Origin of the sequence: Pseudomonas entomophila, from assembly GCF_029478665.1 — a bacterium.
Classification (GTDB): Bacteria; Pseudomonadota; Gammaproteobacteria; order Pseudomonadales; family Pseudomonadaceae; genus Aquipseudomonas; species Aquipseudomonas entomophila_F.
Map to the genome: position 1 here is coordinate 25,807 of NZ_JARPQB010000004.1, position 17,074 is coordinate 42,880.

A 17,074-nucleotide genomic window follows, 5' to 3' on the forward strand; every position below is an offset into this window, starting at 1 on the left:
CTTCAAGGATGCTTATTCTAGGTCCAGACCCTGCAACCTGCACCTGCGCCAGGTCAATCCTGGCTGGTCGCGCCAATGCGGTGCAGCGACAGGTCGGCGCCCTGGAACTCCTGCTCGTGGCTGAGGCGCAGGCCATGCAACGCCTTGATCGAACCATACACGACAAAACCGCCGGCCAACGCCACCACGACACCAGCGAGGCTGCCCAGCAACTGACTCACCAGGCTGACACCGCCCAACCCGCCCAACGCCGCCTGCCCGAACACGCCACAGGCGACTCCACCCCAGACGCCACACAGGCCATGCAGCGGCCACACACCGAGCACATCGTCGATCTTCCAGCGGTTCTGTGCCGCGGTGAAGCTCCAGACGAACAGGCCTCCCGCCACCAGACCGACCACCAGCGCCCCCACCGGGTGCATCAGGTCGGAACCGGCGCAAACCGCCACCAGCCCGGCCAGCGGGCCGTTGTGCAGGAAACCCGGGTCATTGCGCCCTGCCAGCAAGGCCGACAAGGTGCCGCCCACCATGGCCATCAACGAATTGATCGCCACCAGCCCGCTCACGCCCTGCAGGGTCTGCGCGCTCATGACGTTGAAGCCGAACCAGCCAATGATCAGGATCCAGGAGCCCAGCGCCAGGAACGGGATGCTCGACGGCGCGAAGGCCACCAGCCGGCCATCGCGATAACGACCGCGACGCGCGCCCAGCAGGATGACCGCCGCCAGGGCCAGCCACCCGCCCATGGCATGCACCACCACGGATCCGGCGAAGTCATGGAACGGCGCGCCGAAGCGTGCCTGCAGCCATGCCTGGATACCCAGGTTGCCATTCCACACCACCCCTTCGAAGAACGGATAGATGAACGCCACGATCAACGCGGTCGCGCACAATTGCGGTATGAAGCGTGCCCGCTCGGCGATTCCACCCGAGATAATCGCCGGGATAGCCGCGGCGAAGGTCAGCAGGAAGAAGCATTTGACCAAGGCGTAACCATGGTCGCGGGCCAGCTCGGCCGCCGGCTGCAGGAAGTTAACGCCATAGGCGATCCAGTAGCCGATGAAGAAGTACACCAGTGCCGAGATGGCGAAATCACTGAGAATCTTCGACAAGGCGTTGACCTGGTTCTTGTGGCGCACCGTACCGACCTCGAGAAAGGCGAAGCCGGCATGCATGGCCAGGACCAGGATCGCTCCCATGAGGATGAACAAGGTGTTCGAGCCATGGACCAGGGAGTCCATCGCGTTGTGCATGTTTTCCATGAAGTGGCAGACCTGCAAAAAGGCACCAGGACAGTTCAAGAACCGGCATCCCTGCACCTGATCGGTGCCAGGCCCCTGCTCCATTTCAGTGACCGTGCGGGTGCCTGCGTGGTTTTTTCTTGGGTTTGTCGTGGATTGGGTTAAGGTTTGTCGGTGTCCGCGCGGCTGGCGCACGCTTTCAGCGCAGGCGCCGGCAGGCACGCCCCGATTGATAGCAAGGGCCGTACCAGCCCCTGCCACTGAACCTTCAGCGCGCGTCATTACTCGAAATAGCCATACACACCCACAGGGAGAGGCCCATTCATGGCCAGCAAATCGGCAAAGACTGCACAAGACATACTGATGGCTGACTTCCAGGCCCTGGTCCGCGACACCGAAAAGCTGCTCGCCGACACCGCCAACCTGGCGGGCGACCAGGCCGATGAACTGCGCGAGCAGATCCACGAGCGCCTGACACAGGCCCGCGAAACCTTGCAACTGACCCAGGATTCGGTACGCCAGCGCGGCCAGGCCGCCCTTGGCAGCGCCGAGCAGTACGTGCAGGAAAACCCCTGGCAGGCCATCGGCATCGCTGCCGGCGTCGGCTTGCTGATCGGCCTGCTGGCCAAACGCTGAGAGGTGCCCATGGACAACGACGGCAACAGCGCCGCCACCTCTGGCAGACGCCTGGGTGCGGCGGTGCTGGGTTTGCTGCACAGCCATATCGAGCTGTTCGGTATCGAGTTGCAGGAGCAGAAGGCGCGTACCCTGAGCCTGCTGCTGTTCGCCGGGCTTGCGCTGGTCTTTGCCCTGCTGCTGCTGACCGCCCTGTCCGGGCTGGTGCTGGTGCTGCTGTGGGACAGTTATCGCCTGGCCGGCATCATTGGCCTGTGCGTGTTCTATGGCTTGGCCGCGCTGTTCTGCGGCTTGCGCCTGAAAGCTGCGGTGTTCGACGAGTCTTCACCGTTCGGTGCCACGCTCGAGGAGCTGGCCAAGGACAGGGAGCGCCTGCTGCCATGAACCTGCCCGAAATACCTGATACCCGAAACCCACGGGAACTGCGCAAGGCGTTGCTGCGCCTGCGCATGGAAATGCACCGCCAGCAGATCCACCACGAATCCACCCAGTTGCTTGAACCGGTGCGCCGCCTGCGCGGCATGGGCAGTTCATTCGGCGAGGGCCTGGGCGTCCGGCATGGCTCGCTGTGGGGCCTGGGCGCTGTCGTGGCGCTGGGCTTCCTCACTGGCAAAGGGGTGCGCAGTGGCAACTTGCGGCGCCTGTTGCGCCTGGGCTCCAGCCTGGCACCGCTGATCCGCCTGTTCCTGAGCAGCGGCCGCCGCCCCTGAGCCCTGCACGCCCGTGCTTGCACGGGCGTGCCAGACACGGGAAGCTATGCCTACTCAATGACGGGAGAACGAGCCTTGGACTGGCATACCCTGCTGACCCGCGAACGCCTGGGCAAGGCCCTCGGCAGCTCTGAGGAACTGGGCCGCAGCCCCTTTCACAAAGACCACGACCGCGTCATCTTCTCTGGCGCCTTCCGCCGCCTGGGGCGCAAGACCCAAGTACACCCGGTCAACAGCAACGATCACATCCACACGCGCCTGACCCACTCGCTGGAAGTGAGCTGCGTCGGCCGCTCACTGGGCATGCGCGTAGGCGAGACCCTGCGCGACAGGCTGCCGAACTGGTGCGAGCCCAGCGACCTGGGGATGATCGTGCAGTCTTCCTGCCTGGCCCACGACATTGGCAACCCTCCGTTTGGCCACTCCGGTGAAGACGCCATACGCCACTGGTTCCAACAAGCAGCCGGACGTGGCTGGCTGGACGACATGACGGATGACGAACGTGCCGACTTCCTGAATTTCGAAGGCAACGCCCAAGGTTTTCGCGTCCTCACCCAACTCGAATACCACCAATTCGATGGCGGTATGCGCCTGACATACGCCACCCTCGGCGCCTATCTCAAGTACCCCTGGACCGCTCGCCACGCCGATGCCCTGGGCTACAAAAAACACAAGTTCGGCTGCTACCACAGCGAGCTGCCGCTGCTCGAGCAGATCGCCGGCAAGCTTGGCCTGCCTCAGCTCGAGCACCAGCGCTGGGCCCGCCATCCCTTGGTCTACCTGATGGAGGCGGCCGACGATATCTGCTACGCCTTGATCGACCTCGAGGATGGCCTGGAAATGGACCTGTTGCAGTACGCCGAAGTCGAGGCGCTGCTGCTCGACCTGGTCGGCGACGACCTGCCGGAAACCTATCGCCAGCTAGGGCCCGGAGCGTCACGCCGGCGCAAGCTGGCAGTCCTGCGGGGCAAGGCGATCGAACACCTGACCAATGCCGCCGCCCTCGCCTTCGTCGAACAGCAGGATGCCCTGCTTGCTGGGCGACTACCGGGGGACCTGGTCGAACACATGCACGGCCCGGCCCAGCGTTGCGTACTGCAAGCCAAGGACATGGCCCGCAAGAAGATCTTCCAGGACAAACGCAAGACCCTCCAGGAGATCGGCGCCTACACCACCCTGGAAATCCTCCTCAATACCTTCTGCAGTGCCGCCCTGGAACAGCACGGCGGGCGCACGCCTTCGTTCAAGAGCCAGCGCGTGCTGGACCTGATCGGCAACAACGCCCCCAATCCGCACGGTACCTTGCACGACGCCTACCTGCGCATGATCGACTTCATCGCGGGCATGACCGATGGCTATGCCAGCGAAATGGCCAGCGAGATGACCGGGCGCTCCAGCCCGACATAACGGGCGTGCAGCAGTGATGACGGCATAGGCCGTCAACCACTGCATTAATCTGTAAGAAACTTCTTACCTCCTGGCGACAGGTCAAAACACAATTTCAATTTTTCGCAAAAACAACCAAAAATCCGAGTGACAAACCACTCAACCTCTACACGTCCTGTAGCAGGATATCGATTTAGCTGTAAGCAAATTCCTATATATAGTTTTCCAACTAACCTTCTCTGCCCGCCGACATTCATCTGAGCTAATGTGCCGACTGTTTTCGTCACGCCGCATGGAATGTTGAATATGCACTCAGTATTTATTGTCGACGACCACCCAGTAATCCGCCTGGCAATCCGGATGTTGCTGGAAAATCAGAATTACACAGTGATTGGTGAATCGGACAATGGCGTCGATGCCATGCAGATGATTCGCGAAATACGCCCGGACCTGGTAATCCTGGACATCAGCCTCCCCAAGCTCGACGGCCTGGAAATGCTTTCCCGCCTGCAGACCATGGCCATCCCCCTCAAGGTTCTGGTACTGACCGCGCAATCGCCAGCGCTGTTCGCGATCCGCTGCATGCACTCGGGGGCCGCCGGCTACGTCTGTAAACAGGAAGACCTGAGCGAGTTGCTCAGCGCCATAAAGGCGGTGCTTTCCGGCTATAACTACTTCCCCAGCCAGGCACTCAATCCGGCCCAGGTAGATCGAGGGCAGGAACTGGAACTGTTCCGCCAGGTGAACGACCGGGAGCTGATGGTCTTGCAACTCTTCGCGCAGGGTAGAAGCAACAAGGAAATTGCCAAGGGCATGTTCCTCAGCAACAAGACCGTCAGCACCTACAAAAAGCGCCTCATGCACAAACTGCGCGTAAACACGTTGGTGGAACTCATCGACATCGCCAAGCGCAACGCGTTAGTCTGAGGTCACAATGTGGAGGTACTTTGCAACATCCCTGCTCTGCCTGAGCCTCGGCACCCCCCTGCAGGGTGCCTGTGTATCCAATTCCCCAGGCCAAACATACACCCTGCTCAGCCGCGCTTCACCGACATCGGTCCAACCCTCGCTCACCCCGGCCCAACGTGATTGGCTCACTACCCGTCAGGAACTGGTCCTGGGAACATCGGCACCGGATTATCCACCGTTCGACATTGCCACCCGCGGCAATGAGTACCAGGGGCTCACCGCAGACTACGCTGGCGTGATCGGCAACGCCCTCGGCCTGCCGGTCCGTGTGCAACGCTTCCCCAGTCGGGCTGCGGCGGTCGCCGCCTTGAAGAATGGCCAGATCGACCTGCTGGGAAGCGCCAATGGCTACGAAGCCTCGACGCAGGGCCTGGCCCTGTCACGGCCCTATGCCATCGACCAACCGGTGCTGGTGACCCGCGAAGACGAGACACGCGCGCTGGATACAGGCCTGGACGGCATGCGCCTGAGCATGCTCTACCACTACCTGCCACCCGAAGAGATCAACGCCACCTACCCCCAGGCCGAGCTCCTGACCTTCGAGTCGTCCACCCAGGCCTTGAACGCGGTGGCCTTCGAGCAAGCCGACGTGTTCATCGGCGACACCGTGTCCACTCACTACCTGATCAGTCGCGGCCATTTGCCACGCCTGCGCATGGCCAATTTTGGCAAGCACGAGGCCATTGGATTCAGTTTTGCCTTGCGCGACAACAACGGGATGCTGCTGACGTTGGTCGATGCTGCGCTGGAAGCCCAGTCAAACAGTACACGAAACGACATCTTCAAACGCTGGAGCGCCAGCAGTGGCAGCTTGCTGACCGACCGCAAGCTGCAATTGTCGCCCCGGGAGGACCAGTGGTTGCGCGAGCATCCGGTGATGCGGGTGGTGGTCAACGATACCGCTGCCCCCCTGACCTTTTTCGACAGCAACGACCGCCTGCGCGGTATCGTCGCCGATCTGCTTGAGCTCATTCGACTGCGCACCGGCCTGCGCTTCGAAATCCAGCGTGCCAGTGGCGATGGCGACATGATCGAGCAACTTGAATCCGGCCGTACCGACATCATCGCCACCCATTCCACCGATTCGCGTCGCACTAACGCATTGCAGGTCAGCAGGCCCTACCTGGAAAGTGCCTATGTGCTGGTCGGTCGTAGCGGAGCCGATCAACCCAGCTCACTGAAGCTGCTCAAGGGCAAGCGCGTAGCCGTCCCTCGTGACAGCAGCGCGGCAGCGCTACTGACCACCCACCACCCACTGGTTCGCCAGGTCGCAACGGAGAGCGCCTACTACGCCACGGCATTGCTTGAAAGCGGTGCCGTGGATGCTGCGATCGCCACCCTGATCGATGCCAATCACATGGTGGCGACCAGCAGTGACCTGGTTATCCGCAGCACGGTCGGCACGGAACCGGCAACCTTCTCGATGGCGACTACCGCCAATGCCGGCGAGCTGGCGTCGATACTCGACAAGGCACTGCTGAGCATATCCCCCGAAGAACTCGGGGTGATCAACAGCCGCTGGCGGGACCACGGCATGCGCGATGACTCCTACTGGCGCCATTACCGCAAGGTCATCGTGCAGGTGGTAGGTGTCATCGGCATGCTACTGGTGCTTGCACTGATCTGGAACGCACGCCTGCGCCGCCAGATCAAGCAACGTCAGCGAGCCGAGCGTGCCCTGAACGACCAACTGGAGTTCATGGGTGCCTTGCTCAACGGCACCCCCCACCCGATGTACGTTCGAGACCACGAAGGGCGTTTGCAGAGCTGCAACGACAGCTACCTGAAAGCGGTTGGCGCCAGTCCCGAGCAGATCATCGGCAAACGCCTGGAGGACACCCCGTTCTGCGATCTTGATTACACCCGGCAGATCCAGGGCGACTACCAACGTGTCATGGCGCAGGGTAAACCCTTGATTCTGGACCGCCCTCTGCGCCTGAATGACCAAGAACTGACGATCTATCACTGGATCCTTCCCTACCGCGACTCGCTGGGCGAAATGCAAGGCATCATCGGCGGTTGGATCGATATCAGCGAACGCCGCAACCTGGTCCAGGACCTGCGCCTGGCCAAACAGCAAGCAGATGACGCGAACCGCGCCAAGAGTACCTTCCTCGCCACCATCAGCCATGAGATCCGCACACCGATGAACGCGCTGATCGGCATGCTGGAGCTGGCCCTGCGCCGCGCAGAGCAGGGCCAGCTCGATCGACCTGCCTTGGAAATCGCCCACCACTCGGCCCAGGACCTGCTCGGCCTCATTGGCGATATCCTGGATATCGCTCGCATCGAATCCGGCCACCTGAGCCTCGCGCCCGAACCCGTCGACCTGGTCATGCTGGTCGAGTCCGTCGGCCGGGTATTCGATGGCCTGGCCCGCCACAAAGGCCTGGTATTGAAGGTGGCCATCAGCGACGCGGCGCGTTGTCATGTGATGCTTGATCCACTGCGTTTCAAGCAGGTGCTGTCGAACCTGGTCAGCAACGCGATCAAGTTCACCGAGCAGGGGCAGGTGCGCATCAGCGTGAAGCTGCGCAACGACAACGAACGGACGGCCCCCACCCTTGACCTGGAGGTGCGTGACAGCGGAATCGGCATCCACGAGGAAGACATGCAGCGACTGTTCACGCCCTTCGCCCAGGCCAATCCCTACAGTGATGGCGCCCGCGCCGGCACCGGGCTGGGGCTGGTCATCAGCCGCAACCTGTGCGCGATGATGGGGGGCGAACTGAGCCTGCAGAGCCTGCAAGGCGTGGGAACGCGCGTACGCCTGATCATGCCCCTGCAATGTGTCGACCCCGTGGAACAGCTCCCCCGCATGGCCACGGACATCGTACAGCCGGATGCGCGCCTGAAGACCCTGGTGATCGACGACCATCCCGCCAACCTGCTGCTCATGGCACAGCAGTTGAGTTACCTTGGGCTGCGCCAGGAGAGCGCACGCGATGGTCGCGAAGGGTTGCGCAAGTGGCGTGAAGGTTGTTTCGATGTATTGATCGTCGACTGCAACATGCCGGGCATGAATGGCTATGAACTGGCCCGGACAGTCCGTGCCGAAGAGCGCCTGCACGGCCGCCCGCGCTGTACCATGCTCGGCTACACCGCCAATGCCCAACCAGAGGTGCGCCAGCAATGCCTGGATGCGGGAATGGATGACTGCCTGCTCAAACCCATCGGCCTGCAATTGCTCGGCCAGCGCCTTGCGGGCATCGCCCGCCACGGCAGACCATGCAATGGTTGCGACGAACCAGGGCATCGCTTCGACCTGGACGGCCTGAGTGCCATCGTCGGCGACAACGCCAACGACCGCGACCGTATACTGAATACCTTGTACCAGAGCCTGCAGCAAGACCTGATCACACTGATGGCTATCGACCCACGGCAACAGGCGGACGAACTGGCGGCCCAGGCACACAAGATCCTCAGCGCGGCGAGGATGCTGGATGCGAGATCGTTAATTCAGGCATGCGAAGCGCTCGAGGAACCTGATTTGTCCCAGAACGAGCTGAAAGTACGCCGTCAGGCATTGGCACGGCATATGCGCCGAGTGGAGAAAGCCCTGGCCAGGCAATTGGGCAACCTGGCCGAGGCGGAGTAAGCGGCACAGCAATTGTGCCGCCCACCGATCACGATGCCGGGTTGATCGGTTTTTCCGGGTACCAGGCGTCCAGCAGCGGGCTGACTTCGATGTTGGTCAGTTCGCTGCGGCCTTTGAGCCAGGCTTCGACAGCGGCGCGCTGCTCTTCGGTGACCGAGCCACGTTCGGCCTTGCAGACCAGACCGAAATCGTCGCCGCCGACATAGTCCAGACCATTTGCATCCATGGCTTCAGCCAGGAAGGCGTCGAGGAAGGCATCGATGGCTTCATCGGACAGGTCTTCCTTGAAACCCAGGTTCAGTTCGAAACCCAGCTCCTGGAATTCGTCCACGCACAGTTTCTTGCGCAGGCGACGGGAACGGTTGGTAGCCATGAAACAATCCTCTCAAGTAATTACGCGCGGCACTTTACCAGTTTCCGGCGGCAAGCGGCGCTTTTCCGTCGAATACAGCCCATCGGCGCTACGCTTGGGGCATAATGCGCGTTCTATTCGCCCTGGGGTCATCATTTTCTTACAGCCCCGTTACTCTTTTCCCTCGTGCAGGGTTCATACCTTTATGATCAAGACGCTCCGCCCACTGCTGCTCGCCGGCGTGTTGCTGCCCCTGGCCTTCCCCAGCCAGGCCGCCGCCGTCAACACCACCCTCCCGCCCAAGGTGCAACAGGCACTCAAGACCAACAAACTGCAGGACTCGGCGCTGTCGCTGGTGATGCTGCCACTGGATGGTCCGGGCACCGCAACGGTGTTCAACGCCGACGTCTCGGTCAACCCGGCCTCGACCATGAAGCTGATCACCACTTACGCCGCGCTGGAGCTGCTGGGCCCGACCTATCAGTGGAAGACCGAGTTCTATACCGATGGCACCCTGAGCAACGGCGTGCTCAACGGCAACCTGTACCTCAAGGGCGGCGGCGATCCCAAGCTGAACATGGAGAAACTCTGGCTGCTGATGCGTGACCTGCGGGCCAACGGTGTACGCACGGTGACCGGCGACCTGGTCCTGGACCGTAGCCACTTCGCACAGCCCAACCTGCCGCAGTTCGATGACGACGGCGGCGACGTCAACAAGCCGTTCCTGGTCAAGCCCGACTCCCTGCTGGTCAACCTCAAGGCCCTGCGTTTCGTGGCCCGCAACGACGGCGGCAAAGTGCTGGTATCGGTCGAGCCACCGATCGCCAGCATTCGCATCGACAACCAGGTCAAGCCAGTGGCCGGCAAGCAATGCACAGGCGACGTGCGCTACAACCCGGTGACACAAGCCGACGGTGTCAGTGTGACCGTTACCGGCCAGCTGGCTGACGGTTGCAACTCGCAGACCTACCTGTCGCTGCTGGATCACCCGGCCTACGCCGCCGGTGCCGTACGCGCCATCTGGAACGAACTGGGTGGCACCATTCAGGGCCGCGACCGCTTCGAGGACGTCCCCAAATCCGCCCGCCTGCTGGCCCGTGCTTTCTCGCCAGACCTGGTCGAGGTCATCCGCGACATCAACAAATACAGCAACAACACCATGGCGCAGCAGTTGTTCCTCAGCATCGGCGCGCAGTTCCGCACCGACGCCGATGGCGATGATGCGCGGGCCGCCCAACGCGTGGTACGCCAGTGGTTGGCCAAGAAAGGTATCACCGCGCCCCACCTGGTGATGGAGAACGGCTCGGGCCTGTCCCGCGCCGAACGCGTCAGCACCCGCGAAATGGCCGCGCTGTTGCAGGCCGCCTGGAAGAGCCCCTACGCTGCCGAGTTCATCAGTTCGATGCCGCTGGTGGGCATGGACGGCACCATGCGTAAACGCCTGAAGCGTACCGCCATGAGCGGCGAAGGGCACATCAAGACTGGCACGCTCAATACCGTGCGGGCAATTGCCGGGTTCAGCCGTGACAGCAACGGCCACACCTGGGCGGTGGCGGCCATCCTCAACGACCCCAAGCCATGGGGCGCCTCGCAGGTGCTTGACCAGGTATTGCTGGACCTCTATCGACAGCCGAAAGTCGGCAATGGCACCGTGGGCGTCATGCCCTGATGCCCGCCTGACCCCACGCAGCGCCTTGCGCGCTCGTGGGGCGTACTCGATCGGGCTTCAGACAAAGACCTGACCACGCAAGTACAGGGCACCTCGCCCGCTGATGATCACCCGTCCGTTCCCCGACACCTCGCACTGCAACTGCCCCTTGCGCGCCCCACCCTGTTCACAGCGCACGCTGGCCTTGCCCAGGCGCTCCGACCAGTAAGGCGCCAGCGACGTGTGTGCCGACCCGGTAACCGGATCCTCGTTGACCCCCACCCGCGGCCCAAACCAGCGCGTGACGAAATCGAAACCGCGCCCTGGCGCAGTCACCGCGATCCCGCGCACATCGAACGCCGACAACGCGACGAAATCCGGTTTGAGTGACTCGAGCAGCGCCGCATCATCGATCACCAGCACATAGTCGTCTGTCCGATACAACGCACGGGCGCTCTCCAGGCCCAATGCCGCCAGCAAACCATCGGGCATTTCCACGGCTACCGGCTGCTTGGCGGGGAAGTCCATGGCCAGCAGGCCGTCGGCCCCACGACTCACCCGGAGCTCACCGCTGCGGGTATTGAAACGCAGCACTTCGGCCTGCTCACCCAACTGCTCGAACAGCACCCAGGCGGCTGCCAGCGTCGCATGGCCACACAAGTCGACCTCGACGGCCGGAGTGAACCAGCGCAACTCGAAAGCCTCGCCATTGCGCACGAAATAGGCGGTCTCGGACAGATTGTTCTCTTCGGCGATACGTTGCAGCAGGTCATCCGGCAGCCACTGCTGCAAAGGAATCACCGCTGCTGGGTTGCCGCCGAACGGCTCGGAGGAAAACGCATCGACCTGGAAAATCTCGAGTTGCATGCAACGACTCCTTTCAAGCCCGACACAACGCCGGGCGGGTATCGGAAAACGGCTTAGCCACGCACTGGGGTCAGTACTGGTTCACCCGCGAAGAACGCCTGCAGATTGCGCAGCACCAGGGCCACGGTATCACGGGCAGCCTCAGGGGACTGACCCGCGACGTGTGGGGTCAGCACAGTATTGCCCAACGCCTTGAGCGCATCAGGCACGGCGGGTTCATCGTCGAAGACGTCCAACGCGGCGCCGGCGATCTGGCCCTGGCGCAAGGCAGCGACCAAGGCCTCGGTGTCCACTACGCTGGCGCGGGCGATATTGACCAGGTAACCCTCGGCGCCCAATGCCTCGAGCACCTGGGCATCGACCAGGTGGCGAGTACCGTTGCCACCCGGGGTGGCGACCACCAGAACATCCACTGCGTCGGCCAAGTGCCGTGGGCTGTCGTACCAGGTGTAGGGCACATCCGCACGCGGGGTACGGCTGTGGTAGCTGACATTCATGTCGAAGCCAAGGGCGGCGCGCCGGGCAATCGCCTGGCCCACTGCGCCAAGGCCTATGATACCCATGCGCTTGCCACTGACCGAGGGGCTGATCACCCGATTCCACTCACCACGGCGAGTGCTGGCATCGGCGCGGGGAATCTCGCGCAGCAGCGCCAGCAACAGGGCCATGGCATGGTCGGCAACAGGGCCGGCGTTGGCACCTGCGCCATTGGTGACGGTGATACCCCGGGCTGCTGCGGCGGCCAGGTCGACTTGCTCGTAACCGGCGCCGATCACGCAGATGATCCTGAGGTTGACCAGCGTATTGATCTCGTCAGCAGTCAGGCCCAGCGGTCCACGGGTCAGTACGGCGTCGATCTCATGGGCATGGCGGACGATGGCCGCGGCGCGCATCTGCGGTGATGGCGCACGAATCAGCCGGTAGCCGGCCCGCTCCAGCAGGGGAAGATAATCATCAACGGTTTCCACCAGGACCAGGACTGTCTTGCTCATGCCACCTCCGGTTCAATGCGAAGGGGCATTATGCGCGGGCAACGCGGGATGGGCTATCCATGCGTGGGCGCGCCGGCCGAGCGAATCCTATTGGGCGAACGCACGCCCCAGGCCACCCGGCACCCCACTGCTGTCGGTCTCCTGCCAGGGTCCATTAGGGCTCAGCGACCAGCTCCAGCCGTTGTTCCAGCGGTAGTAGGTGCGCTGGCGGTAGAAGGTGTTGGGTTGCTTTTCCAGCACGTAGACGCCCATTTTCGGGTCCCAATGGCTGGCGCCACCGGGTGGTGGCGCAAAGCTGGCCGAGGTGCGTGGCATGGGTTTGGGTGTCGCAGCAGGCTGGCTTGGCTTGCTACCCGGCAATGGCTTGGCCGCTGGCTCTTTGTGCGCGGGCGTGGACTCGATTGGCGGTAGCGATTGCCGCTCGCCTGGCTGATGCACCGTACACGCGGAAAGACCCAGGGCCAGGGTGATCAGGGTCAGGCGGACGGTGCTGTTCATGGGGCTGCTCTCTTATGAGTCGGGGCTGTCGATAATCAGGTGCTGGGGTGCTCGCGTAGTGGTGGGCAGGGGCGCCCCCTGGGCTTTCCATTCCCCACGGGTGGGAACACCGGCGCGCGAGACCCGGGCAACCAGTTGGACTTCGGCAAAGTCCGACAGTTTCATTTGCGGCATCATCGCATCGGCGTCCGACAGCTCCACCTCGATGGGCAACTGCGCCACCGTGACACGCTTGGCGGCCAAGGGCATGGGCGGGCCATTGCTGGCACGGGCGAAGATAAACACGGTGTCATCCGGGCGGACCTTGTCCTTGAGCGCCGCAGCCAGTTCGACCCGCACTTTCAGCCGTGCCGCCTCGGCTACCTTGCCACCGGAGGCCTTCAGTTTGTCCGCCGCTCGGTCGATACCGCCCTGCAGCGCGGCGCGCGAGGCGTCGCCCTCCGGCAGTTGGGCGAGCAGGCGTTGCCAGAAATCGATAGCCTCCTGATAGCGTTCACCCTCGAAGGCAGCAATACCCCGCAAGCCAAGGCTGGTGACCTCTCGCGGGTCGGCCTTCAGTGCTTCGTCGGTCAATGCCAGCAGCTGTGCGTTCCATTGCTTGTCGCCAGCGAAGTACAACGCCTGGGCCCATTGCCCGAGCAGTTCGGGCTGACGCCCGGCCAGGGCCACGGCACGCTCGAAGGCCTTGGCGGCATCCGCCGGGCGCTGATCGGCCATGTACGCCCGACCGAGGAAGTACAACCCTTCGGCGGAGTCCGGCTGCGCCTGCACGGCACGCTCTAGGCGCGCCGTCATTTCCTGCATGGATTGCGGCGCGCTGGCGAACTCCTGGGTCAGCTCGACCTTGTCGGCGGCACCGAAGTGCAGATACAGCCCCAGCGCCATGGCTGGCACCAGCACCGATGCCAGTAGCGGGACCGCCTTGCCCAGATGGCCTTGAGCGGACGCGTCGTTGCGCTCGGTGTCAGCCAGCAGTTCACGGGCAGCCTCATCACGGCCCTTGGCCAGTTGCCCGGCATCGAGCACACCCGCCTGCTGCTGGGCTGCCAGTTCGGCGACCCGCTCTTGATAGAGCGCCACATTGAGTGCGGTACGGTCCTGTTCGGCTTGCTGGCGACGACGGCCACGCAAGATGGGAATCAACAGGAATGCCAGGGCGGCGAGCAGCAACAGGCCCGCGCTGAGCCAGAATTCAGTCATGGTCGGTTTCTTTTTCCAGCAGTTTGGCGAGACGCTCGCGTTCAGCGGCGGACAGTTCCGAGGTGCCGGCCACGGCTTGGTTGCGACGACGACGGACGATCACCGCCAGCACCACGAAACCACCGGCCAGCAGGATGCCCGGACCGAACCACAGCAGCCAGGTGCGCCCGCTGAGCGCCGGTTTGTAGCGCACGAAGTCGCCATAGCGGTCGACCATGAAGTCGACGATCTGCGGATTGCTCTTGCCCTCGCCGAGCATACGGAAGATCTCGCGGCGCAGGTCGGCGGCGATCGGCGCGTTGGAGTCGGCGATATCCTGGTTCTGGCACTTGGGGCAGCGCAGCTCCTTGGTCAGTTGCTGGTAGCGCTCACGCTCGGCTTCGTCGCGAAACTGATAGGTGTCGATGGCCGCCCTGGCCACACCGGCCAGGCTCACGCCCAGCACGGCGGCTGCAAGCCAGCGCTTCATGGCCTGGCCTCGTCGACCAGGCCCTGGTACAGCGGTGCCAGCTGCTCGCGCCAGACCGTGGCGTCGACCACGCCCACATGCTTGTAGCGGATGATGCCTTTCGCGTCGACCAGGAAGGTTTCCGGCGCGCCGTACACGCCCAGGTCCAGGCCCAGCGAGCCTTGCGGGTCGGCGATGTTCAGCTGGTACGGGTTGTGGAACTCCGCCAGCCATTTCAGTGCGGCGGCGTTGTCATCCTTGTAGTTGACCCCGTGGATCACCACGCCCTGCTCGGCCAGCTGGTTGAGGTACGGGTGCTCGACCTTGCACGAGGGGCACCAGGTACCCCACACATTGACCAGCGCCGGGCGGCCGACCAGGTCGGCTTGGGTGAGCGTGCGGTCACCCTGCACGGTACCCAGCGAGAACACCGGGAACGGCTTGCCAATCATCGCCGAGGGCAGCTCGTCGGGCTTGAGGAACAACCCCTTGTAGAGAAAGACCGCCACCAGCAGAAACACCGCCAGTGGCACTACCATGATCCAACGCTTCATGCAGTCGCTCCAGACACGCCCAGCACATCACGCACGCGGGCTTTGACCTTGACGCGGTAGCGCCGGTCGAGGGCCGCCAGGAAACCGCCCAGCGCGGTCAGCAGACCACCCAGCCAGATCCAGCGGACATAGGGTTTGATATGCACCCGCACCGCCCAGGCGCCGTTTTCCAGCGGCTCGCCCAGGGCGACATACAGGTCGCGGGTGAAGCCTGCGTCGATTCCGGCCTCGGTCATCATCGATTGCTGCACGGTGTACAGGCGCTTCTCCGGGTGCAGCACAGTCACTTCGCGGCCGTCGCGCGAGACACGCACAGTGCCCTTGTCGGAGATGAAGTTCGGCCCCTCGAAGTGCTTCGCGCCTTCGAACAGGAAATGGTAGCCACCCAGCTCGACGGTCTCGCCCGGCGCCATGCGCAGGTCGCGCTCGGCACTGTTGTTGCTCGACAGCACCACGCCCAGGGCGCACACCGCCAGGCCCAGGTGCGCCAAGTGCATGCCCCAATAGCTGCGATTGAGGCCGGCCAGGCCTTTGACCAAACCCTTGTGGCGGGTCTTGTCGAGGATGTCGCGTACACCGCTGAGCACCACCCAGGCGGCCAGGGCGAACACGCTCAGGATCGGCCAGTCGAAGTCATCGACGATCAACCCGGCAACCGGCGCCAGCACCGCGCTGCCGACCAGCACCGGGGTCATCATGCTCGCCAGCCATCTGCCTGGCGTGTCCTTCCAGCGCACCACCACCCCAACGCCGAGTACCAGCATCAGCAACGCCATCAACGGCAGGAACAATGCGTTGAAGTACGGCGGGCCGACCGACAGCTTGGCGCCGGTCAAGGCATCGAGCACCAGCGGATACAGGGTGCCGAGCAGGATCGTCGACGCCGCCACCACCAGCACCAGGTTATTGGCCAGCAGCAGGGTTTCACGGGACCACAGCGCGAAGCCGACCTGGCTCTTGACCACCGGCGCGCGCAGGGCGAACAGCGTCAGCGAGCCCCCCACCACGAACAGCAGGAAGAACAGGATGAAGATGCCCCGCGACGGATCGGCGGCAAAGGCGTGCACCGAGGTCAGCACCCCGGAGCGAACCAGGAAGGTGCCCAGCAGGCTAAGGGAGAACGCAGCGATGGCCAGCAGCACGGTCCAGCTCTTGAACACCCCGCGCTTCTCGGTGACCGCCAGCGAGTGGATCAGCGCCGTGCCCACCAGCCAGGGCATGAACGAAGCGTTCTCCACCGGGTCCCAGAACCACCAGCCGCCCCAGCCCAGTTCGTAATAGGCCCACCACGAGCCGAGGGTGATCCCCACGCCGAGAAATGCCCAGGCAACGATGGTCCAGGGCCGTGACCAGCGCGCCCAGGCCGCGTCCAGGCGCCCGCCGAGCAATGCCGCGATGGCGAAGGCGAAGGCCACCGAGAAACCCACGTAGCCCATGTACAGCATGGGCGGGTGAACGATCAGGCCGAAGTCCTGCAGCAGCGGGTTGAGGTCGCGGCCGTCGCCCGGCACCTGCGGCAGCAGGCGCTGGAACGGGTTGGAGGTGATGATCAGGAACGACAGGAAGCCCACGCTGATCATGCCCATCACCGCCAGTACACGGGCCAGCATCACCTGTGGCAGTTGACGCGAGAACACCGAGACGGCGAATGTCCAGCCACCGAGAATCAACGCCCAGAGCAGCAGCGAGCCTTCGTGGGCGCCCCATACGGCGCTGAACTTGTAGTACCAGGGCAAGGCGCTGTTGGAGTTGCTGGCCACGTAGGCGACCGAGAAGTTGTCGGTCATGAAGGCGTGGGTGAGGCAGGCGAAGGCGAAGGCGAGGAAGGCGAACTGCCCCCAGGCAGCCGGACGCGCCAGGCCCATCCACAGAGAATCGCCGCGCCAGGCCCCGAGCAATGGCACCGTGGCCTGCACGGCGGCGAAGCAGATGGCCAGGATCATCGACAACTGGCCCAGTTCGGGGATCACCAGGG

At 63.5% G+C, this 17,074-nt stretch carries 16 protein-coding genes; 7 read left to right on the top strand and 9 right to left on the bottom strand.

Annotation, left to right across the window (positions count from 1 at the left end):
* Positions 1-53 precede the first annotated feature (53 nt).
* A complete protein-coding gene (locus P5705_RS02790; RefSeq protein ID WP_277459481.1) occupies positions 54-1,262 on the bottom strand; it encodes an ammonium transporter in 1,209 nt (402 codons plus the stop codon).
* 303 nt (positions 1,263-1,565) lie between these two features.
* On the opposite strand from P5705_RS02790, the gene P5705_RS02795 reads away from it, so the two are divergent.
* The 6 genes from P5705_RS02795 (at position 1,566) to P5705_RS02820 (ending at position 8,540) form a co-directional block, all read left to right on the top strand.
* Positions 1,566-1,877: a DUF883 family protein gene (locus P5705_RS02795; protein ID WP_153785158.1), complete on the top strand. Its 312-nt coding sequence runs from the start codon at positions 1,566-1,568 to the stop codon at positions 1,875-1,877.
* A 9-nt stretch (positions 1,878-1,886) separates the two neighbouring features.
* On the top strand, positions 1,887-2,261 hold the full coding sequence (locus P5705_RS02800; protein ID WP_277459482.1) for a phage holin family protein: 375 nt from the start codon (positions 1,887-1,889) through the stop codon (positions 2,259-2,261).
* The gene (locus P5705_RS02805) at positions 2,258-2,587 is read left to right on the top strand and encodes a hypothetical protein (RefSeq protein WP_248920871.1); all 330 of its coding nucleotides are present in this window, start codon (positions 2,258-2,260) and stop codon (positions 2,585-2,587) included. The genes P5705_RS02800 and P5705_RS02805 overlap by 4 nt, the downstream gene beginning before the upstream one ends.
* A 75-nt stretch (positions 2,588-2,662) precedes the next feature.
* Positions 2,663-3,994, top strand: a complete 1,332-nt coding sequence (locus P5705_RS02810; protein ID WP_277459483.1) for a deoxyguanosinetriphosphate triphosphohydrolase — start codon at positions 2,663-2,665, stop codon at positions 3,992-3,994.
* Between the two features lie 285 nt (positions 3,995-4,279).
* The gene (locus P5705_RS02815; protein ID WP_277459484.1) at positions 4,280-4,900 is read left to right on the top strand and encodes a response regulator transcription factor; all 621 of its coding nucleotides are present in this window, start codon (positions 4,280-4,282) and stop codon (positions 4,898-4,900) included.
* A 7-nt stretch (positions 4,901-4,907) separates the two neighbouring features.
* Positions 4,908-8,540, top strand: coding sequence for a transporter substrate-binding domain-containing protein (locus P5705_RS02820; RefSeq protein WP_277459485.1), 3,633 nt, complete (start codon positions 4,908-4,910; stop codon positions 8,538-8,540).
* Positions 8,541-8,568: 28 nt separating this feature from the next.
* Here the strand turns inward: P5705_RS02820 and P5705_RS02825 are convergent, their stop codons facing one another.
* On the bottom strand, positions 8,569-8,913 hold the full coding sequence (locus P5705_RS02825; RefSeq protein ID WP_213657687.1) for a YggL family protein: 345 nt from the start codon (positions 8,911-8,913) through the stop codon (positions 8,569-8,571).
* A gap of 184 nt (positions 8,914-9,097) precedes the next feature.
* Between P5705_RS02825 and dacB the strand changes: the two genes are divergently transcribed.
* A complete protein-coding gene (gene dacB / locus P5705_RS02830) occupies positions 9,098-10,561 on the top strand; it encodes a D-alanyl-D-alanine carboxypeptidase/D-alanyl-D-alanine endopeptidase (RefSeq protein ID WP_277459486.1) in 1,464 nt (487 codons plus the stop codon).
* A 57-nt stretch (positions 10,562-10,618) separates the two neighbouring features.
* Here the strand turns inward: dacB and P5705_RS02835 are convergent, their stop codons facing one another.
* The 7 genes from P5705_RS02835 to P5705_RS02865 all read right to left on the bottom strand — a co-directional run bounded on the left by P5705_RS02835 (position 10,619) and on the right by P5705_RS02865 (position 17,069).
* Entirely contained in the window at positions 10,619-11,407 is a 789-nt protein-coding gene (locus P5705_RS02835) for a PhzF family phenazine biosynthesis protein (protein ID WP_277459487.1), read from the bottom strand.
* A gap of 53 nt (positions 11,408-11,460) precedes the next feature.
* Positions 11,461-12,399 (bottom strand): 2-hydroxyacid dehydrogenase, encoded by a 939-nt coding sequence (locus P5705_RS02840; RefSeq protein WP_277459488.1) that lies wholly within the window; start codon positions 12,397-12,399, stop codon positions 11,461-11,463.
* 87 nt (positions 12,400-12,486) lie between these two features.
* On the bottom strand, positions 12,487-12,897 hold the full coding sequence (locus P5705_RS02845; protein WP_277459489.1) for a hypothetical protein: 411 nt from the start codon (positions 12,895-12,897) through the stop codon (positions 12,487-12,489).
* 12 nt (positions 12,898-12,909) lie between these two features.
* Complete coding sequence (gene ccmI / locus P5705_RS02850; protein WP_277459490.1) at positions 12,910-14,097, bottom strand: c-type cytochrome biogenesis protein CcmI; 1,188 nt, start codon at positions 14,095-14,097, stop codon at positions 12,910-12,912.
* A complete protein-coding gene (locus P5705_RS02855) occupies positions 14,090-14,566 on the bottom strand; it encodes a cytochrome c-type biogenesis protein (RefSeq protein WP_277459491.1) in 477 nt (158 codons plus the stop codon). Before P5705_RS02855 ends, ccmI begins: the two co-directional genes overlap by 8 nt.
* Positions 14,563-15,099: a DsbE family thiol:disulfide interchange protein gene (locus P5705_RS02860; protein WP_277459492.1), complete on the bottom strand. Its 537-nt coding sequence runs from the start codon at positions 15,097-15,099 to the stop codon at positions 14,563-14,565. Before P5705_RS02860 ends, P5705_RS02855 begins: the two co-directional genes overlap by 4 nt.
* Positions 15,096-17,069: a heme lyase CcmF/NrfE family subunit gene (locus P5705_RS02865; protein WP_277459634.1), complete on the bottom strand. Its 1,974-nt coding sequence runs from the start codon at positions 17,067-17,069 to the stop codon at positions 15,096-15,098. The genes P5705_RS02860 and P5705_RS02865 overlap by 4 nt, the downstream gene beginning before the upstream one ends.
* Positions 17,070-17,074: the final 5 nt, after the last annotated feature.